Raw genomic sequence first — 15,404 nt, forward strand, 5'->3', positions numbered from 1 at the left:
TGGCTCACCCCGCGGCCGGCAGCCCGAACGCCTGCGCCACCAGCTCGTAGCTGCGCAGCCGGGCGGCGTGGTCGTGGATCATGCTGGTGATCATCACCTCGCTGGCCAGGGTCTCGCCCGCCAGGCGCTCGATCTCGGCCTTCACCGTCTCCGGCGTGCCGACGATCTGGTTGCGGCGCGAGTTCTCGGCGACGCGCCTCTCCTCCGCCGTATAGGGGTAGGACAGCGCCTCTTCCGGGCTCGGCAGCAGGCCCGGGCGGTTGGTGCGCAGCCGTACCCAGGACAGTTGGTGCGGCGCCGCCAGCCGCTCCGCCTCCGCCGCATCCTCGGCGCAGTAGACCGAGACGGTCAGGATCGAATGTGGCTCCCGCATCGCCGGCGAGGGCTGGAAGTTGGCGCGGTACAGATGCATCGCCGGCATCGTGTATTGCGGGCTGAAATGATGGGCGAAGGCGAAGCCGCAGCCGATCCGGGCGGCGAAGCGGGCACCGAACTCGCTGGAGCCGAGCATCCAGACCGGCGGCAGCGGCACATCCTCCGGCACCGCGTGGACATTGCGGAAGGCATGGTCCGCCGGGAAGGTGCCGTCGGCGAAGGCGCGCAGCTCGGCATATTGCTCGGGGAAGTCGTTGGCGACGACGGCCTCCTGCGACCGCCGCATCGCCAGCGCCGTCAGCTGGTCCGAGCCCGGGGCGCGGCCGAGGCCGAGGTCGATCCGGCCGGGATGCAGCGATTCCAGCATCTTGAACGCCTCGACCACGCGCAGCGGCGCATGGTTCGGCAGCATCACCCCGCCGGAGCCGACGCGGATCCGCTGCGTCACCTGGGCGACATGGCCGATCAGCACCTCCGGCGCGGTCGAGGCCACGCCGGGGATCGAGTGGTGCTCGGCCACCCAGTAGCGGGTGAAGCCCAGCCGATCGGTCAGCCGGGCGAGATCGAGCGAGTTGCGGACGGCCTGGCCGGGCTGGGAGCCGGAGGCGATCGGCGCGAGGTCGAGGACCGAGAGCGGCAATGTCATCTCCTGAACTTTGGCGGCCGCGGCTCCGGTTCAAGGCGCGAGGCGACCCAGCATGGCTGCGCCGGCCGCATGGCGGTCATCCGCCACGAACGCCGATCGGCCGTGGACAGCCGCGAGACTCGGGCCAGGCGCGGAGATCCGCGATCGCCGTTTGACGCCGAACCCGTCAGGTGCGCGCCCCGCGGCGCGCGGCCACGCCCGGCGCGACGGCGCAGAGCAGCTCGAACATCAGGGTCGCCCCGGTCACGGCGGTGAGGCCGGACGGGTCGAAGGGCGGCGCGACCTCGACCAGATCGGCCCCGATCAGGTCCAGCCCGGCCAGGCGGCGCACCATGCGCTGGGCCTCGCGGGTGGTGATGCCGCCGATCTCCGGCGTGCCGGTGCCCGGAGCCATCGAGGGGTCGAGAGCGTCGATGTCGAAGGTCGCGTAGACGGGCCCGGCGCCGAGGATCTCCAGCGCCTCGTCCATCACGTCGTCGGGGCCGCGGCGGTCGAACTCCTCGATGAAGACCATGCGGATGCCGCAGGCCTTGGCGAAGTCGTAGTTGCCGGCGTCTGAGATCGAGCCGCGCAGCCCGATCTGGACCATCCGCTTCGGGTCGACCAGCCCCTCCTCGATCGCCCGGCGGAACGGCGTGCCATGGTTGTAGGGGTTGCCGAAGAAGCTGTCATACGTGTCGGAATGGGCGTCGAACTGGATCAGCCCGACCGGGCCGCCGGCGGCGATGCCGCGCAGGATCGGCAGCGACACCAGATGGTCGCCGCCGGCCGAGACCGGCACCGCGCCGGCCTCGTGCAGATCGGCATAGAAGCCGGCGATCGACTCCAGCGACTTGGCCAGGTTGATCGGGTCGACCGGCGCGTCGCCGCAATCGCCGATCCGCACCAGGTCGTAGGGCGAGACGCCGGTGACATGGTGCACGCGGCGCATCAGGCTGGACTGATTGCGCAGCTCGCGCGGGCCGTGCCGGGCCCCGGCGCGGTTGGTGACGCCACCGTCGAACGGCACGCCGACCAGGGCGATGTCGACCTCGGCAGGCGTCGCCACCGGCAGGCGCATGAAGGTCGGGATGCCGGCGAAGCGCGGCACCTGGCCGGAATCCAACGGCTCGAACTTGCCGACCAAGCTCCCCTCCCCCTTCATCCGGTGGCCCGCCCCGGCGCTGGTCCGGGGCGGGCGATCCGGCTCAGACGTTCAGCAGCAGGTTCTCGCGCTCCCAGGAGCTGATGACGCGGTGATAGGCGTCGTACTCCTTGTTCTTCACCCACCACACCGCATCGACCAGCTTCTCGCCCAGCACCTCGCGCAGCGGGCGCGAGGCGGAGAACTTGTTGAGGCTGTCATAGAGGTGGCGCGGCAGGGTGAAGGCCAGGCGCTTGGCCGAGCCCTCGACCGGGTTCGACGGCTGCATCTCGTTGACGATGCCGAGATAGCCGCAGGCCAGCGAGGCCGCGAACATCAAGTACGGGTTGCAGTCGGCGCCGGCGACCCGGTTCTCGACCCGCTTGGCCTGCGGCTCGTCGATCGGCACGCCGGAAGCCGACCGTGCGGTTGTCCATGCCCCAATGGACGTTGATCGGCGCGTCGCTCTCGGGGTCGAGGCGGCGATAGGAGTTCACATTCGGCGCGAACAGCGGCATCGCCGCCGGCACGAACTTCTGCAGGCCGGCGATGTAGGACAGGAACAGGTCGCTGTTCCCGCCATCCTCGGTGGCGAACAGGTTCCGGCCCGTCTTGGCGTCGTTCACGCTCTGGTGCAGATGCATGGCGCTGCCGGGCTCGTTCTGCAGCGGCTTGGCCATGAAGGTGGCGTAGACGTCGTGGCGCATCGCCGTCTCGCGCACCGTGCGCTTGAAGATCAGAACCTGGTCGGCCAGCTCGAGCGCGTCGCCATGGTTGAAGTTGATCTCGATCTGCGCCGCGCCGGCCTCATGCGCCAGCGTGTCGACGTCGAGGCCCATCGCCTCGCAATGGTCGTAGATCTCCTCGAAGATCGGGTCGAATTCGTTGACCGCGTCGATGCCGTAGGACTGGCGCCCGGTCTCCGGCCGGCCGGACCGGCCGATCGGCGGTTCCAGCGGGTAGTCGGGGTCGATGTTCTTCTTCACCAGGTAGAATTCGAGCTCGGGCGCCACCAGCGGCTTCCAACCCTTCGCCTCGTACAGCTTCAGCACGCGCCTCAGCACATGGCGGCAGGACAGCTCGCAGGGGCTGCCGTCGACATATTCCGCGTCGCAGATCACCTGCGCCGTCGGCTCCTCGTACCACGGCACCATCCGGATCGTCTCCGGGTCGGGCACCATGTAGATGTCGATATCGGCCGCATTGGTGACGTCGTCATCGGGGTAGTCCCCGGTCACCGTCTGCATGAAGATCGATTCCGGGATCCGCATCCCGCGGGTCTTCAGGCCCTTGATGAATTTGTCGTCCGGTAGAATTTTACCCCGGGCAATCCCGTTGATGTCGGGAACCAGGCACTCGACTTCGGTCACGCCATGGTCGTGAATGAAGTCTTCCAGTTTTTGCATACAATCATGATCCTGCCCCTTTAGGCGGACCCCGCTTCTCGTTTCAGCCGGTTCACCATAGCCGAGCCCCCCGGGGGGGTGGGAAGCGGAAACGGGCGCCGCATGGCCGCTCCGACTCGGCCCGGCTTGACACTTCCAGGCCGGCTGCGAGGATGAAGGCTTCTCGGCAACAATTGCGTGACCAAATGCATGAACGCACATCGAACGACATCGTAAGCAATTTCCGCGCACAATTTCCTGACATCACCCACATCGACGCCCTGGTCTGCGACATGTGCGGCGTCCTGCGCGGCAAGAAGGTCCCGGTCAGCGCGCTCGACAAGATCTTCCGCGACGGCCTGACCTTCCCCGGCTCCCTCTTCGCCACCGACATCACCGGGGAAACGGTCGAAGAGACCGGCCTCGGCTTCGCCGACGGCGACGCAGACCGCGACTGCTTCCCCGTCCCGCACACGCTCGACCCGGTGCCATGGCTGTCGCGCCCGACGGGTCAGGTGCTGCTCGCGATGCAGGACCTCGACGGCTCCCCCTTCTTCGCCGATCCGCGCACCGTCCTGGCCAAAATCGTCCAGCGCCTGCGCGACGACGGGCTGCACCCGGTGGTGGCGGTGGAGCTGGAGTTCTACCTGGTCGACCGCAAGCGCGGCGACGACGGCCGGCCGCGGCCGCCGGTGTCGCCGATCAGCGGCAAGCGCCAGGACACCACCCAGGTCTACGGCATCGACGAGCTGTACGATTTCAACGACCTGCTGCACGAGATTTACGACACCTGCGTGGCGCAGGGTATTCCGGTCGACAGCCTGGTCTCGGAATACGCCCCCGGGCAGTACGAGATCAATCTGCGCCATGTCGACGACCCGCTGGAGGCCTGCGACGACGCCGTGCTGTTCAAGCGCGTGGTCAAGTCGGTCGCGGCCAAGCATGGGGTCGAGGCCACCTTCATGGCCAAGCCCTACCCGGACCAGGCCGGCAGCGGCTTCCACATCCATATGAGCCTGCTGGATGCCGACGGCGTGAACCTGTTCGCCGCCGAGGATCCGCACGGCACCCCGATGCTGCGGCACGCGATCGGCGGCCTCGGCGTCACCATGGCCGACGGCATGGCGGTGTTCGCCCAGAACCAGAACGCCTTCCGCCGGTTCCAGCCGAATTCCTACGTGCCGCATGCCCCGACCTGGGCCGCCAACAACCGCAGCGTCTCGCTGCGCATTCCGCCGGGCAAGCCGAAGGACCGTCGGGTCGAGCACCGCGTTGCCGGCGCCGACAGCAACCCCTATCTGGTGGTCGCGGCGGTGTTGGCCGGGGCGCATCACGGCATCAGGCGGCAGATCGATCCAGGCCCGCCGATCCAGGGCAACGCCTATGCCAAGATCGAGCCCACCCTGACCTCGTCCTGGATCGTGGCGCTGGAGCAGCTCGACGGCTCGGCCTTCTTCAACGAGTATTTCGGCCGCCGCTTCCTCGACGTTTATCTGGCCCTGAAATGGGCCGAGCGGGACAAGTTCTTCTCCCAGATCAGCCAGCTCGAATACGACTGGTACCTGAGCAAGGTCTAGGCCCGGCTGCGGCGCTCCTGGCTGGCTGCCGCCGGCCGGGGCCGCCGCTTCGGCGTCTCCGGCGGGGCGGCCGCCGGCTCTTCGACCTGCCGGCGCTGCCGTTTGGCCGCAGCGGTCTTGCGGGCGTGCACATAGATCTCGAGCAGCTCCGCCAGCCGCTCCTCATTGCCCGCGGTCATCTCCGCGCGGGTGGCGAAGGCCAGTTCCCGCGCCTCGTGCTCGCCCAGCTGGGTGATCGAATACTTCTTCTGCCGGCGCACGCCGTCCTGGGTCCAATAAGCGGTCCAGAAGGCGGATGTCCCGCCGGGGCGGACATAGCGCGCGACCCCCGGGATCCCGTGCGGCGTGTTCCGGCGCGGCAGCAGCCGGGTCCGCAGCGACCGGATCTCCTGATGATCGGGCAGATGCTCCAGCGCGAAGGCCTCGGCGGCGGCCTTCGCCTTCTTCGAGGATCCGCCGTAGGCCAGATCTGAGAAAAATTTGCGCGTGTGCCGCCCGGCGACCGAATACCGCACGAGCCAACCAAGCATTCGCTTTGCGGGGTTGTCAATTCGGCTGACGCGCATCGAGATCTCCATGTTGGTCAAGGGGATATTGACACAGCGCGCCCCGCTTTTGCAGCAGTTGTCGAGGCATTAACCATTTGTATGATTTCCGGCGGTGCGGCATCCGCCGCCAGGGCGGGACTCCCGGCCGGAATCCTTCGAGGACAAGCGAATGCTGGAGCTGCGACCGAACTGCGAATGCTGCGACAAGGATCTGCCGCCCGACTCGCGCGAGGCAATGATCTGCAGCTTCGAATGCACCTTCTGTGCGAGCTGTGCCGGGACGGTGCTGGGCGGCCGCTGCCCGAACTGCGGCGGCGGCTTTGCCCCGCGCCGATCCGGCCGCCGGCGGCGTTGGCCCGCCACCCGGCCCCGACCGCCCGCGTGTTCAAACCGCAGGGATGCCGGCCGCCCGCTGGCGGCTGAGCTCGGGCCGGCCGATCCGGATCGCGGCTTGCTGCGTCGCTGAAGAAGGCTTGCGTTTGGATTTTGAATGTTATGATATAACATTAAATCATCGGACGAGAGTCATGCCAGACCAGCAGCACCACACCGCCGAACCGATCGCCCCCGCCCTGCGCCGGTGGGTGTCGTGACCATGCAGCTGGACGCCCGTCTCCCCGTCACCGTCCTGTCCGGCTTCCTCGGCGCCGGCAAGACGACACTGCTGAACCACATCCTGCGCAACCGCGAGGGTCGCCGGGTCGCGGTCATCGTCAACGACATGAGCGAGGTGAACATCGACGCCGACCTGGTCCGCGCCGGCGGCGCCGATCTCAGCCGCACCAGCGAGACCCTGGTCGAGATGACCAATGGCTGCATCTGCTGCACTTTGCGCGACGACCTGCTGCGCGAGGTCCGCCACCTGGCCGAGCAGGGCCGCTTCGACTGCCTGGTGATCGAATCGACCGGCATCTCCGAGCCGCTCCCGGTGGCCGCGACCTTCGACTTCCGCGACGAGGAGGGCGCCTCGCTGGGCGACGTCGCCCGCATCGACACCATGGTGACGGTGGTCGACGCCGCCAACCTGCTGGCCGATTTCGGCTCGACCGACTTCCTCCAGGACCGGGGCGAGACCGCCGGCGACGGTGACGGCCGCACCCTGGTCGACCTGCTGGTCGACCAGATCGAGTTCGCCGACGTGGTGGTGATCAACAAGATCGACACCGCGACGCCGGAGCAGCGGCGGATGGTCCGCCGCATCGTCGCCGGGCTGAATCCGGAGGCGGCGATCGTCGAGGCGAATTTCGGCACAGTCCCACTCGACTCGATCCTCGGCACCGGCCGCTTCGACTTCGAGCGTGCCCGCGAGCATCCGCTCTGGTTCAAGGAGCTGTACCAGTTCGCGGACCACAAGCCGGAGACGCTGGAATACGGCGTCGAGAGCTTCGTCTACCGGGCCCGCCACCCGTTCCACCCGGCCCGGCTGCACGCTGCCTTCCAGCGGCCCTGGCCCGGTGTGATCCGTTCCAAGGGGCATTTCTGGCTGGCGACCCGGCCACGCTGGGTCGGCGAGATGAGCCAGGCCGGGGCCTTCCTGCGGCACGAGGCGATCGGCTTCTGGTGGGCGGCAGTGCCACGGGAGCGCTGGCCTCAGGACCCCGAGATGCTCGGCGCGATCGAGGCCCGCTGGGACCCGGTGTTCGGCGACCGGAGGCAGGAGCTGGTGTTCATCGGCATCGGCATGGACCAGGCGGCAATCCGGCGCGATCTCGACGCCTGCCTGCTCGACCCGTCGGCCGCGGCCGGCTTCGACCCGACCGGCTGGGCCGACCTGCCCGATCCCTTCCCGGCCTGGCGCCGCGCGGCCTAGCCGGGCGGACCCTAGGCCGAGGCCCGCGACGGCGGCTCCGGCTGCCGGAGTCGTTGCTTCGCGGCATAGAGCCGGGCGTCGGCCACGGCGGCCAGCCCGTGCTCGTCCTCGGCATCCCGGGGCAGGAACGCCCAGCCGATGCTGGCGCCGACAGAGACCGTGCCTGCGCCCATGGCGATCGGGGCCGCCAAGACCTTCCCGAGCCGGTCGGCAAGGGCCTCGACCTCCCCGGCGCCCAGCTCGTCGCCGATCACGGCGAATTCGTCGCCCCCGGTCCGCACCGGCGTCATGCCGTCCGGCAGTGTCTCGGCCAGGCGCCGCGCCAGCGCGCGCAGCACGGTGTCGCCGGCCAGGTGACCGTGCCCGTCATTGACCGCCTTGAAGCCGTCGAGATCGATCACCATCAGCACGGCGCCCGCCGATCGGCGATGATAATCCGCGATCCGGCCGCGCAGCGCGGCGTCGAGTGCGTGCCGGTTTGCCAGACCGGTCAACGCGTCGTGATTGGCCATGTACTCGATCTTCTGCTCCAGCGCCTTGCGGGCCGAGACGTCCATGTAGGAGCCGACGATGCGGAGCGGCCGCCCGGCGTCGTCGCGCTCCACCGTCCGCCCCCGCGCCAGCAGCCAGATCCAGCCGCCCGGAGCGGGCCAGCGATACTCGGCGACGCAGGTCGGGGTCCGGCCGGCGATATGGTCCTCCAGCGCCGCCAGGACCCGCTCCCGGTCCGCCGGATGGATCCTGGGCAGCCAGTCATCGAGCGGCCGTCGCGGCTTCACATCGGTCCGCGCCGCCAGCAGATCGGCATCGTAGGCGGAGAGCTGGCGGGACGGCACCTCCAGGTCCCAGACACCGTCATTGGTGCCCTCGAAGGCCAGGGCCAGCCGGTTCTCGCTCTCGGCCAGGCGCAGCTCGATCCGGCGGCGCGTCGCCATGATGCTGGCGACCAGGACGGCGGCCAGGGAGATCAGGGCGACGGAGAGCCGGGTCGACAGCAGGATCCGCAGCGGGTCCTCGGCCAGCGTCTGCGATGGCAGCCGGTCGAGGCCGAGACCCAGGGCCGCGAAGATCCACAGCCCGACCAGCGCCGCCATGACCGTGGTCGCGAAGATGCCGCATCGCATCGCCGACCAGATCAGGGGCAGCAGCAGGTATCCGGTGGTGCCGATGCCGCCGGTGGCCACGCCCAGCGCCGCCATCAGGACGAGCAGGACCAGGGGACCCGCCAGCTCCGGCAGGTCCTGGCGGATGATGCGAGAGAGCCAACCAGCCGGCCATGGCCGCGACGGCAGGGTCAGCGCCAGCGGCAGCACCGCCGCCAGGGCGGCGATCTCGGACATCCACCAGGTCCCGATGTTCAGCAGGATCGCCGGGTCGCCGAGCAAGGCGAAGCCGAGCGCCGAGACGATCCCCCCGGCCAGGGCCGCCAGGACGCAGGCGATGCCGACGCGCAGCACGGCGGTGGGATGGGAGAGGTCCCTGCCCTCCAGCCGCAGCGGCGCCAGCGCGACCAGCCCCGCCGCGATCTCGGCGAGATTGGACAGCAGCAGCACTGCCGCGAGACCAAGGTCGCGCCCATAGCACAGGTCGGCCGCGACGAAGGCCAGGGTCACCGCAGCCCAGCACAGCGGGCTGCGGCGGGTGGAGCGGCGCAGGAACCAGCCGATCAAGGCACCGTTCGCCGGCCAGAACAGGGCGAGCGGCTCCAGCCCCCGGGTGGCGATGCCGAGCACCGCCAGGACGAAGGTCAGGACCGCCGCCTCCACCACCTCGCGAATCTGCATGCGCACCGGCAAGAGCCACACCCCGGGGTCACGGTTTATGGTCCTATTTTCACCCGTAGGGCCGGCTGCGACAAGCGAACAGCCGTCGGTGCTGCCTTGGGCTGGCGTCATGCGGGCAGGACATGACGGACCGGGCGTCCGCCCGGCTGGCCGCCCCGGTCCGGCCCGGGCTATTGAAGGCGCCACCCGAGGCCACCAAAACCGTGTCATGCAACGAGCCAGCCCGGGCGGCCATGTCCGCTCCTGGTACGCCGCCACCGCCAACCGCGATCTCCGTTTCCCCTCGCTGGACGGGGATCTGCGCTGCCATGTGCTGGTGGTCGGCGGCGGCTATACCGGCCTCAGCACCGCGATCGAGCTGAGGGAGCGCGGCCTCGACGTGGTGCTGGTCGAGGCCCAGCGGGTCGGCTGGGGTGCCTCCGGGCGCAACGGCGGCCAGGCGGTGACCGGCTTCAACAAGGACATCGGCACCATCGCCGGCTGGGTCGGCCGCGACGACGCCCGCAAGCTGTGGGACATGTCGGAAGAGGCCAAGACGCTGCTGCGGCAGCGCGTCGAGCAGTACGGCATCGATTGCGATCTGCGCTGGGGCTATGTGCTGGGCGCGCTGAAGCGCCGGCACATGGAGGAGCTGGAGGCCCATGTCGCCGAATGGGACGGGCTCGGCTACCACCAGGGCCGGATGCTGTCGCGGGCCGAGATCCGGGCGCTGGTCGACGCGCCCGGCTATGTCGGCGGGCTGCTCGACAGCGGCAGCGGCCAGCTGCATCCGCTGAACTATGCGCTGGGCCTGGCCGACGCGGCACGGGCGTTGGGCGTGCGGATCTTCGAGGACACGCCGGTCACCCGGCTGGACCAGGCCAGCCCGGCGGTGGCTACGACGCCGAAGGGCCGGATCACCGCCGATTTCGTGGCGCTGTGCGGCAACGCCTATCTGCCCGCACTGTCGGCCGAGGTCGACCGCACCATCCGCTCGCGGGTCATGCCGGTCGGCACCTACATCATCGCCACCGAGCCCCTCGGCGATGAACTGGCGCAGCAGACCGTCCCGTCGGGCTTCGCCGTCGCCGACATCAACTTCGTGCTGAACTACTACCGGCTGGGCCACGACACCCGGATGCTGTTCGGCGGCGGCGTCAGCTATTCCGGCTATGAGCCGCGCCGCCTGGCCGAGACCATGCGCCGGACGATGGCGCGCACCCTGCCCCGCCTGGCCGACAAGAAGGTCGAGTTCTGCTGGGGCGGCCATGTCGGCATCACCCTGAACCGCACGCCGCATTTCGGCCGGCTGGCGCCGCACATCTTCTTCGCCCAGGGCTTCTCCGGCCACGGCGTCCTGCTGACCGGCATGGCCGGGCGGGTGATGGCCGAAGCGATCCGCGGCCAGGCCGACCGCTTCGACGTCTTCGCCCGGATCCCGCACCAGCCCTTCCCCGGCGGACGGATGCTGCGCATGCCGGCGCTGGTGCTGGCGATGGCCTGGTACCGGCTGCGCGACCTGCTTTAGTAGGCGGCGGCCCACTGCCGCAGCAGCTCGCGCTCCGTTGCCCGGGCCCGGCCGAGCCAGCGCCGGGCCGGCTGCGACACGGCGAGGACCAGGGGGTCGGTCGCCGCGTCGGCCGCGGCGCGCTGCGGCTCGTCGACGATGAAGATGGCGAAGCCGAGCTGCCTGCCGCTGTTGGCCGACAGATAGCCGGCCAGGCCGCGGACATAGCCCATGGTCCCGGTCTTCGCCCGCAGCCGGCCGGCCGGCAGCGGCGGCGGCTCGCCGGAACCGGCCTCCGCCCCGCCGTCGGGCCGCTCCGGCATCAGCGCCGGCAGGCCGATGCGATTGCCCTCGATCAGCACCGCGGCCATCTGCACCGGCGAGATCCGGGCGGCGGTGCTGAGACCCGACGCCCCGGGGATCGACAGCCCGCTCCAATCCACTTGCGGCAGCTTCTGCGCCCACCATGCGGCCAGTGTCCGGCCCGCTTCCCCCTGGGTGATGCTGCCGCGGCCCAGCGCCTGCCGCGCCGCCATCATGCCGATCATCTCGGCCGACAGGTTGTTGCTGTATTTCAGCACGCGGGTGACGATCACCGGCAGCGTCTCGCTGTCGTGCCGGGCGATGATGGTCCCTTCGGCGGTGCGCGGCCCGATCGCCGGGGCCGGCAGGGCGATCCCGGCGTCGCGCGCAAAGCTGCGGAAGATCTCGGCCGCGGTCGCCGACGGGTAGCGGATCGGCAGCAGGTCGGAGCCCTTGTCCGGCAGCCGCGACGACAGGATCCAGCCCTCATGGCCTTCGACCGGACGGTAGGGCGTGGCCGCGCCTTCGCTGACATCGACCCAGGGCAACGTGACGTTGCGCCCCTCCGCCACCGCGTCGGCGCGTGCGTCGAAGCGCCCCTGCCGTGTCTGCCAGCTCACCCGCAAGGCGTTGAAGTTGACGGCGAGACCGGTGAGGCCGGGGTTGTAGGAGGCTGCCAGGGGCTGCAACGGGTCGAGGAACGGCAGGGCCTGCAACGCCGTGTCGTCGACGATGAAGCGGCCGGTCACCTTGGTGATGCCGGCCTGCCGGACCTGGCCGACCAGGTCGGCCAGGTCGTTGATGTCGAGGGTGGGGTCACCGCCGCCGATCAGGGCCAGGTCGCCGTTCAGCACGCCCCCTGCGATGGAGCCGCCGGCGGTGACGATGGTGGTGAAGCGATGGTCGGCGCCGAGGATCTCGATCGCCGCCAGCATGCTCGCGACCTTCATGGTCGAGGCCGGGATCATCGGCCGCGTTGCCTGGGCGCTGTCGATCAACTGGCCGCTCTGGGCATCGAACAGAATGTAGGCGACGTCCCCGGCGGGCAGGCCGCTGCGGGTGGCCGCCGCCCCGGCCTGGGCCCGGGCCGCATGGGCCGGCAGGGCGGCCGCCAGCACCAGCAGCAGGAACAGGCGGAACAGTCTCATCATGGGCACGGGCCGGCATCCTCCGCATCGGGTCGCGCCCTCCTATAGCTCCAGGCGCGGCGAGTCGGAAGCTGTGGCGAGGCCGAAACGAGCACGGCCCCCGCAAGGGGGCCGCGTCGATCGTTCTCGGGCGGGGTGGCCGCCGGATGGGCCGGGTCGGCTAGTAGGCGCCGGCGCCGGGCAGGAAGACCATCGGAGTCTTGAACAGGATCACGATGTCCCGCCACAGGGTCCAGGTCCGCACATAGTCGACATTGAGGCGGATCTTGGTCTCGTAGCTGGTGTCGTTGCGGCCGGAGATCTGCCACACGCCGGTCATGCCGGGCCGGGTGCTGTGGTAGTAGCGGATCGCCGCGCCCCAGCGCTCCTGCTCCTCCTCGAACATCGGCCGTGGGCCGACCAGGCTCATCTCGCCCTTCAGCACGTTCAAGAGCTGCGGCAGCTCGTCGAGGCTGGTCTTGCGCAGGAAACGGCCGATCGAGGTCACCCGCGGGTCCTTCTTCAGCTTGAAGCCGGATTCCCACTCACGCCGCATCTCAGGGTTCTTCTGAAGAAGATCCGCCAACAGTTTGTTCGCGTTGGGAACCATCGTCCTGAACTTGTGGCAGTAGAAGATCTTGCCGTGGCGGCCGACGCGGCGGTCGCTGTAGAAGATCCCCCGGCCGGAACGCCGGATCATCGCCGCGCAGACCAGGAACAACGGTGAAAACAGGATCAGAAAGACGATCGACAATACGATATCCATCAACCGCTTCGCCGCCATGCCCGCCCGCGCCGACTGGATCGGCGTCTCCGCGGAAATATCTACGGCGGCAGTATCGACGAGGCTGTCGGACTGCATATCCCTGTACCCCCAGAAAACTGAAACAAAGGAGCAGAACATGTCCCGCCGCCGCAACCGGCAGAACACCCCACACTGAAATTTCGTCTGACTCCCCGCCCCCTAGCCACTAGGGTCGCGCACATCATAATTGCCTGAAACATGGCAATTTTTAGTGTGGCCTGGCGGCCATTGAATGCGCCTTCTATGTATATCGAATGCCGCCAGGAGAGACAATCCATTTATTGCCGTGTGTTGCCGCTACGAGCGTGGCTAGATCAATGGCAGAGGAGGGAAATTTAAACCAATACGAAAACTATATCATTTAATGCATTGTTCCTAATCATCTTTCCCGCGAAGCAATCGAGCCACCAGCTCGCTTTCCCCGACCTTGCCGACCAGTCGGCCGTCATCATCGAGCACCAGGATCGGCTGTCGCGTGGCTTCATGCGCGGCTATGAAACGGCGCATCGATGCGTGGATCGGCATGGTCGCGATCTGCCCCGGGGCCACGCCGTTGACGATGCCGTCGGCGATCTCCAGCGGCCGGTCGTCCTGCAACACCTCGATCGGCCGGCCGAGATCGTCGACCCGGCAGCGGCAGGTCATGGCCTTGTCGACCAGGATCGAATCACCGTCGCGCGGCAGCAGGTCGAGCGGCGTCATCAGCGCCTCGGCCCGCAGCACGTTGAGCGGGTTCACATGGGCGACGAAGTTGGCGACATAGTCGTCGGCCGGCTTGGTGACGATCTCCTCCGGCGTGCCGACCTGGACGATGCGGCCGGATTCCATGATCACGATCCGGTTGCCGATCTTCAGCGCCTCGTCGAGGTCGTGGCTGACGAAGATGATGGTCTTCTTCAGCCGGCGCTGCAGCTCCAGCAGCTCGTCCTGCAGATGGGTGCGGATCAGCGGGTCGAGGGCCGAGAACGGCTCGTCCATCAACAGGATGTCGGCGTCGGTGGCGAAGGCACGGGCCAGGCCGACGCGCTGCTGCATGCCGCCGGACAGCTCGCGCGGGTACTTGCCGGCCCATTTGTCGAGATGGACCAGGGCCAGCTTCTCGTCGACCACGCGGTCGCGCTCGGCCTTCGGCATGCCGCGCAGCTCGAGCCCGAGGCCGACATTCTCGCGGATGGTGCGCCAGGGCATCAGCGCGAATTGCTGGAACACCATCGACACCCAGTCGGCGCGCAGCTTGCGCAGGGTGGTCTCGTCGCAGCTGGCGACGTCGACCTCCTGGCCGTCGCAGCGCACGATCATGCGGCCGCGGGTGACCTTGTTGAGGCCGTTGACGCAGCGCAGCAGCGACGACTTGCCGGAACCGGACAGGCCCATCAGGACGCACAGCTCGCCCGGCGGGACCGAGAGCTCTGCCCCGGCGACCGCCAGGGTGTCGCCGCTCTCCGCCTGGATCTCGGCCCGGGTACGGCCCTGGTCGAGCAGGGCCAGCGCCCGCTTCGGCGTCGGCCCGAAGATCACGTCGATGGCGTTGAAATGGACCGCGGGAAGGATGTCGGACATCAATGCGCCCCTCCGACGGGCCGTTCGCTTTTCACCAGACGATCGAGGATCACGGCCAGGATGACGATGCAGAGGCCGGCTTCGAAGCCCATCGGGACGTTCACAGAGTTGAGGGCGCGCACCACCGGCTTGCCCAGGCCGTCGGCCCCGACCAGCGCGGCGATGACGACCATCGACAGCGACAGCATGATGCATTGGGTCAGCCCGGCCATGATCGTCGGCAGGGCATGCGGCAGCTCGACCTTGAACAGCAGCTGCCGCCTGGTGGCGCCGAAGGCCTCGCCGGCCTCGAGCAGCGGGCCCGGCACGCCGTGGATGCCGAGATAGGTCAGGCGGATCGGCGCGGCCACGGCGAAGACCACGGTCGAGATCAGGCCCGGCGCCACGCCCAGCCCGAACAGGATCAGGGTCGGGATCAGGTACACGAAGGTCGGCAGCGTCTGCATCAGGTCGAGGATCGGCCGGATCACGGCGTAGACCAGCGGCCGGTGGGCGCAGAGGATGCCGATCGGGATGCCGATCACCAGCGACAGGAAGGTGGCGCTGATCACCAGCGCCAGCGTCTGCATGGTTTCGGTCCAGTAGCCGAGATTGAGGATCAGCAGCAGGCCGATCACCACCATCACGACCAGCTGCCAGCGCCGGTGCAGCACATAGGCGAGGACGGCGACGAGGGCGATGAAGACCAGCGGCGGCGGCCACAGGAAGACGTCGATCAGCCATTCGATCCCGGTGCCGAGGCCGATCGAGATGGCATCGAAGACGCTGGCGAAATTGTCGGTCAGGAAATCCGTCAGGTGCTTGATCCACAGCCCGAGCGGAATCTTCTGGGACAGCAGCGCGCTCAGCTGGTCCATGCGGCGTCCTTCTTGTTC

General features: G+C 68.8%; 12 protein-coding genes and 1 pseudogene. 4 read left to right on the forward strand and 9 right to left on the reverse strand.

The annotated features are described in order from the left end of the window. Window positions 1-4: 4 nt before the first annotated feature. From QFZ27_RS28130 to QFZ27_RS28140, 3 genes and pseudogenes are all read right to left on the reverse strand, one after another. The gene (locus tag QFZ27_RS28130) at window positions 5-1,015 is read right to left on the reverse strand and encodes an LLM class flavin-dependent oxidoreductase (protein WP_429229761.1); all 1,011 of its coding nucleotides are present in this window, start codon (window positions 1,013-1,015) and stop codon (window positions 5-7) included. 172 nt (window positions 1,016-1,187) lie between these two features. Continuing rightward, a complete protein-coding gene (speB, locus tag QFZ27_RS28135; RefSeq protein ID WP_429229762.1) occupies window positions 1,188-2,147 on the reverse strand; it encodes an agmatinase in 960 nt (319 codons plus the stop codon). 61 nt (window positions 2,148-2,208) lie between these two features. Further along, window positions 2,209-3,550 (reverse strand): annotated as a pseudogene (locus QFZ27_RS28140) (glutamine synthetase family protein). Between the two features lie 185 nt (window positions 3,551-3,735). Here QFZ27_RS28140 and QFZ27_RS28145 point away from each other — a divergent pair. Then, a complete protein-coding gene (locus QFZ27_RS28145) occupies window positions 3,736-5,106 on the forward strand; it encodes a glutamine synthetase family protein (RefSeq protein WP_429229763.1) in 1,371 nt (456 codons plus the stop codon). On the opposite strand, the gene QFZ27_RS28150 is transcribed toward QFZ27_RS28145, so the two are convergent. Then, the gene (locus QFZ27_RS28150; protein ID WP_429229764.1) at window positions 5,103-5,636 is read right to left on the reverse strand and encodes an AP2/ERF family transcription factor; all 534 of its coding nucleotides are present in this window, start codon (window positions 5,634-5,636) and stop codon (window positions 5,103-5,105) included. The two genes, QFZ27_RS28145 and QFZ27_RS28150, sit on opposite strands and share 4 nt — an antisense overlap. Window positions 5,637-5,823: 187 nt before the next feature. Here QFZ27_RS28150 and QFZ27_RS28155 point away from each other — a divergent pair, with 187 nt between their 5' ends. After that, complete coding sequence (locus QFZ27_RS28155) at window positions 5,824-6,120, forward strand: DUF1272 domain-containing protein (protein ID WP_429229765.1); 297 nt, start codon at window positions 5,824-5,826, stop codon at window positions 6,118-6,120. Between the two features lie 129 nt (window positions 6,121-6,249). Beyond that, window positions 6,250-7,464 carry a zinc metallochaperone GTPase ZigA gene (zigA, locus tag QFZ27_RS28160; protein WP_429232502.1) on the forward strand — a complete coding sequence of 405 codons (1,215 nt, stop codon included), beginning with the start codon at window positions 6,250-6,252 and terminating at the stop codon, window positions 7,462-7,464. 11 nt (window positions 7,465-7,475) lie between these two features. On the opposite strand, the gene QFZ27_RS28165 is transcribed toward zigA, so the two are convergent. After that, window positions 7,476-9,248: a diguanylate cyclase domain-containing protein gene (locus QFZ27_RS28165; protein WP_429232503.1), complete on the reverse strand. Its 1,773-nt coding sequence runs from the start codon at window positions 9,246-9,248 to the stop codon at window positions 7,476-7,478. 208 nt (window positions 9,249-9,456) lie between these two features. On the opposite strand from QFZ27_RS28165, the gene QFZ27_RS28170 reads away from it, so the two are divergent. Then, entirely contained in the window at window positions 9,457-10,755 is a 1,299-nt protein-coding gene (locus tag QFZ27_RS28170; RefSeq protein ID WP_429229766.1) for an NAD(P)/FAD-dependent oxidoreductase, read from the forward strand. Here QFZ27_RS28170 and dacB read toward each other — a convergent pair. The 4 genes from dacB to choW all read right to left on the reverse strand — a co-directional run bounded on the left by dacB (window position 10,752) and on the right by choW (window position 15,386). Then, on the reverse strand, window positions 10,752-12,188 hold the full coding sequence (gene dacB, locus QFZ27_RS28175) for a D-alanyl-D-alanine carboxypeptidase/D-alanyl-D-alanine endopeptidase (protein WP_429232504.1): 1,437 nt from the start codon (window positions 12,186-12,188) through the stop codon (window positions 10,752-10,754). The genes QFZ27_RS28170 and dacB overlap by 4 nt on opposite strands. A 157-nt stretch (window positions 12,189-12,345) precedes the next feature. Continuing rightward, window positions 12,346-13,068 carry a sugar transferase gene (locus QFZ27_RS28180; protein WP_488168135.1) on the reverse strand — a complete coding sequence of 241 codons (723 nt, stop codon included), beginning with the start codon at window positions 13,066-13,068 and terminating at the stop codon, window positions 12,346-12,348. A 276-nt stretch (window positions 13,069-13,344) separates the two neighbouring features. Continuing rightward, window positions 13,345-14,529, reverse strand: coding sequence for a choline ABC transporter ATP-binding protein (gene choV, locus QFZ27_RS28185; protein ID WP_429229768.1), 1,185 nt, complete (start codon window positions 14,527-14,529; stop codon window positions 13,345-13,347). Beyond that, on the reverse strand, window positions 14,529-15,386 hold the full coding sequence (choW, locus tag QFZ27_RS28190; RefSeq protein WP_429229769.1) for a choline ABC transporter permease subunit: 858 nt from the start codon (window positions 15,384-15,386) through the stop codon (window positions 14,529-14,531). The genes choV and choW overlap by 1 nt, the downstream gene beginning before the upstream one ends. Window positions 15,387-15,404 lie beyond the last annotated feature (18 nt).

Source organism: Inquilinus ginsengisoli (genome assembly GCF_050434925.1).
In the GTDB taxonomy this organism is placed as follows: Bacteria; Pseudomonadota; Alphaproteobacteria; order DSM-16000; family Inquilinaceae; genus Inquilinus; species Inquilinus ginsengisoli_B.

Excerpts from the sequence above, each read along its gene's own strand:
- QFZ27_RS28165 (WP_429232503.1), bottom strand. The coding sequence starts at position 9,248 with ATGCAGATTCGCGAGGTGGTGGAGGCGGCGGTCCTGACCTTCGTCCTG.
- QFZ27_RS28155 (WP_429229765.1), top strand. The coding sequence starts at position 5,824 with ATGCTGGAGCTGCGACCGAACTGCGAATGCTGCGACAAGGATCTGCCG.
- choV (WP_429229768.1), bottom strand. The coding sequence starts at position 14,529 with ATGTCCGACATCCTTCCCGCGGTCCATTTCAACGCCATCGACGTGATC.
- choW (WP_429229769.1), bottom strand. The coding sequence starts at position 15,386 with ATGGACCAGCTGAGCGCGCTGCTGTCCCAGAAGATTCCGCTCGGGCTG.
- QFZ27_RS28170 (WP_429229766.1), top strand. The coding sequence starts at position 9,457 with ATGCAACGAGCCAGCCCGGGCGGCCATGTCCGCTCCTGGTACGCCGCC.
- zigA (WP_429232502.1), top strand. The coding sequence starts at position 6,250 with ATGCAGCTGGACGCCCGTCTCCCCGTCACCGTCCTGTCCGGCTTCCTC.
- QFZ27_RS28145 (WP_429229763.1), top strand. The coding sequence starts at position 3,736 with ATGCATGAACGCACATCGAACGACATCGTAAGCAATTTCCGCGCACAA.
- QFZ27_RS28150 (WP_429229764.1), bottom strand. The coding sequence starts at position 5,636 with ATGCTTGGTTGGCTCGTGCGGTATTCGGTCGCCGGGCGGCACACGCGC.
- QFZ27_RS28180 (WP_488168135.1), bottom strand. The coding sequence starts at position 13,068 with ATGTTCTGCTCCTTTGTTTCAGTTTTCTGGGGGTACAGGGATATGCAG.
- dacB (WP_429232504.1), bottom strand. The coding sequence starts at position 12,188 with ATGATGAGACTGTTCCGCCTGTTCCTGCTGCTGGTGCTGGCGGCCGCC.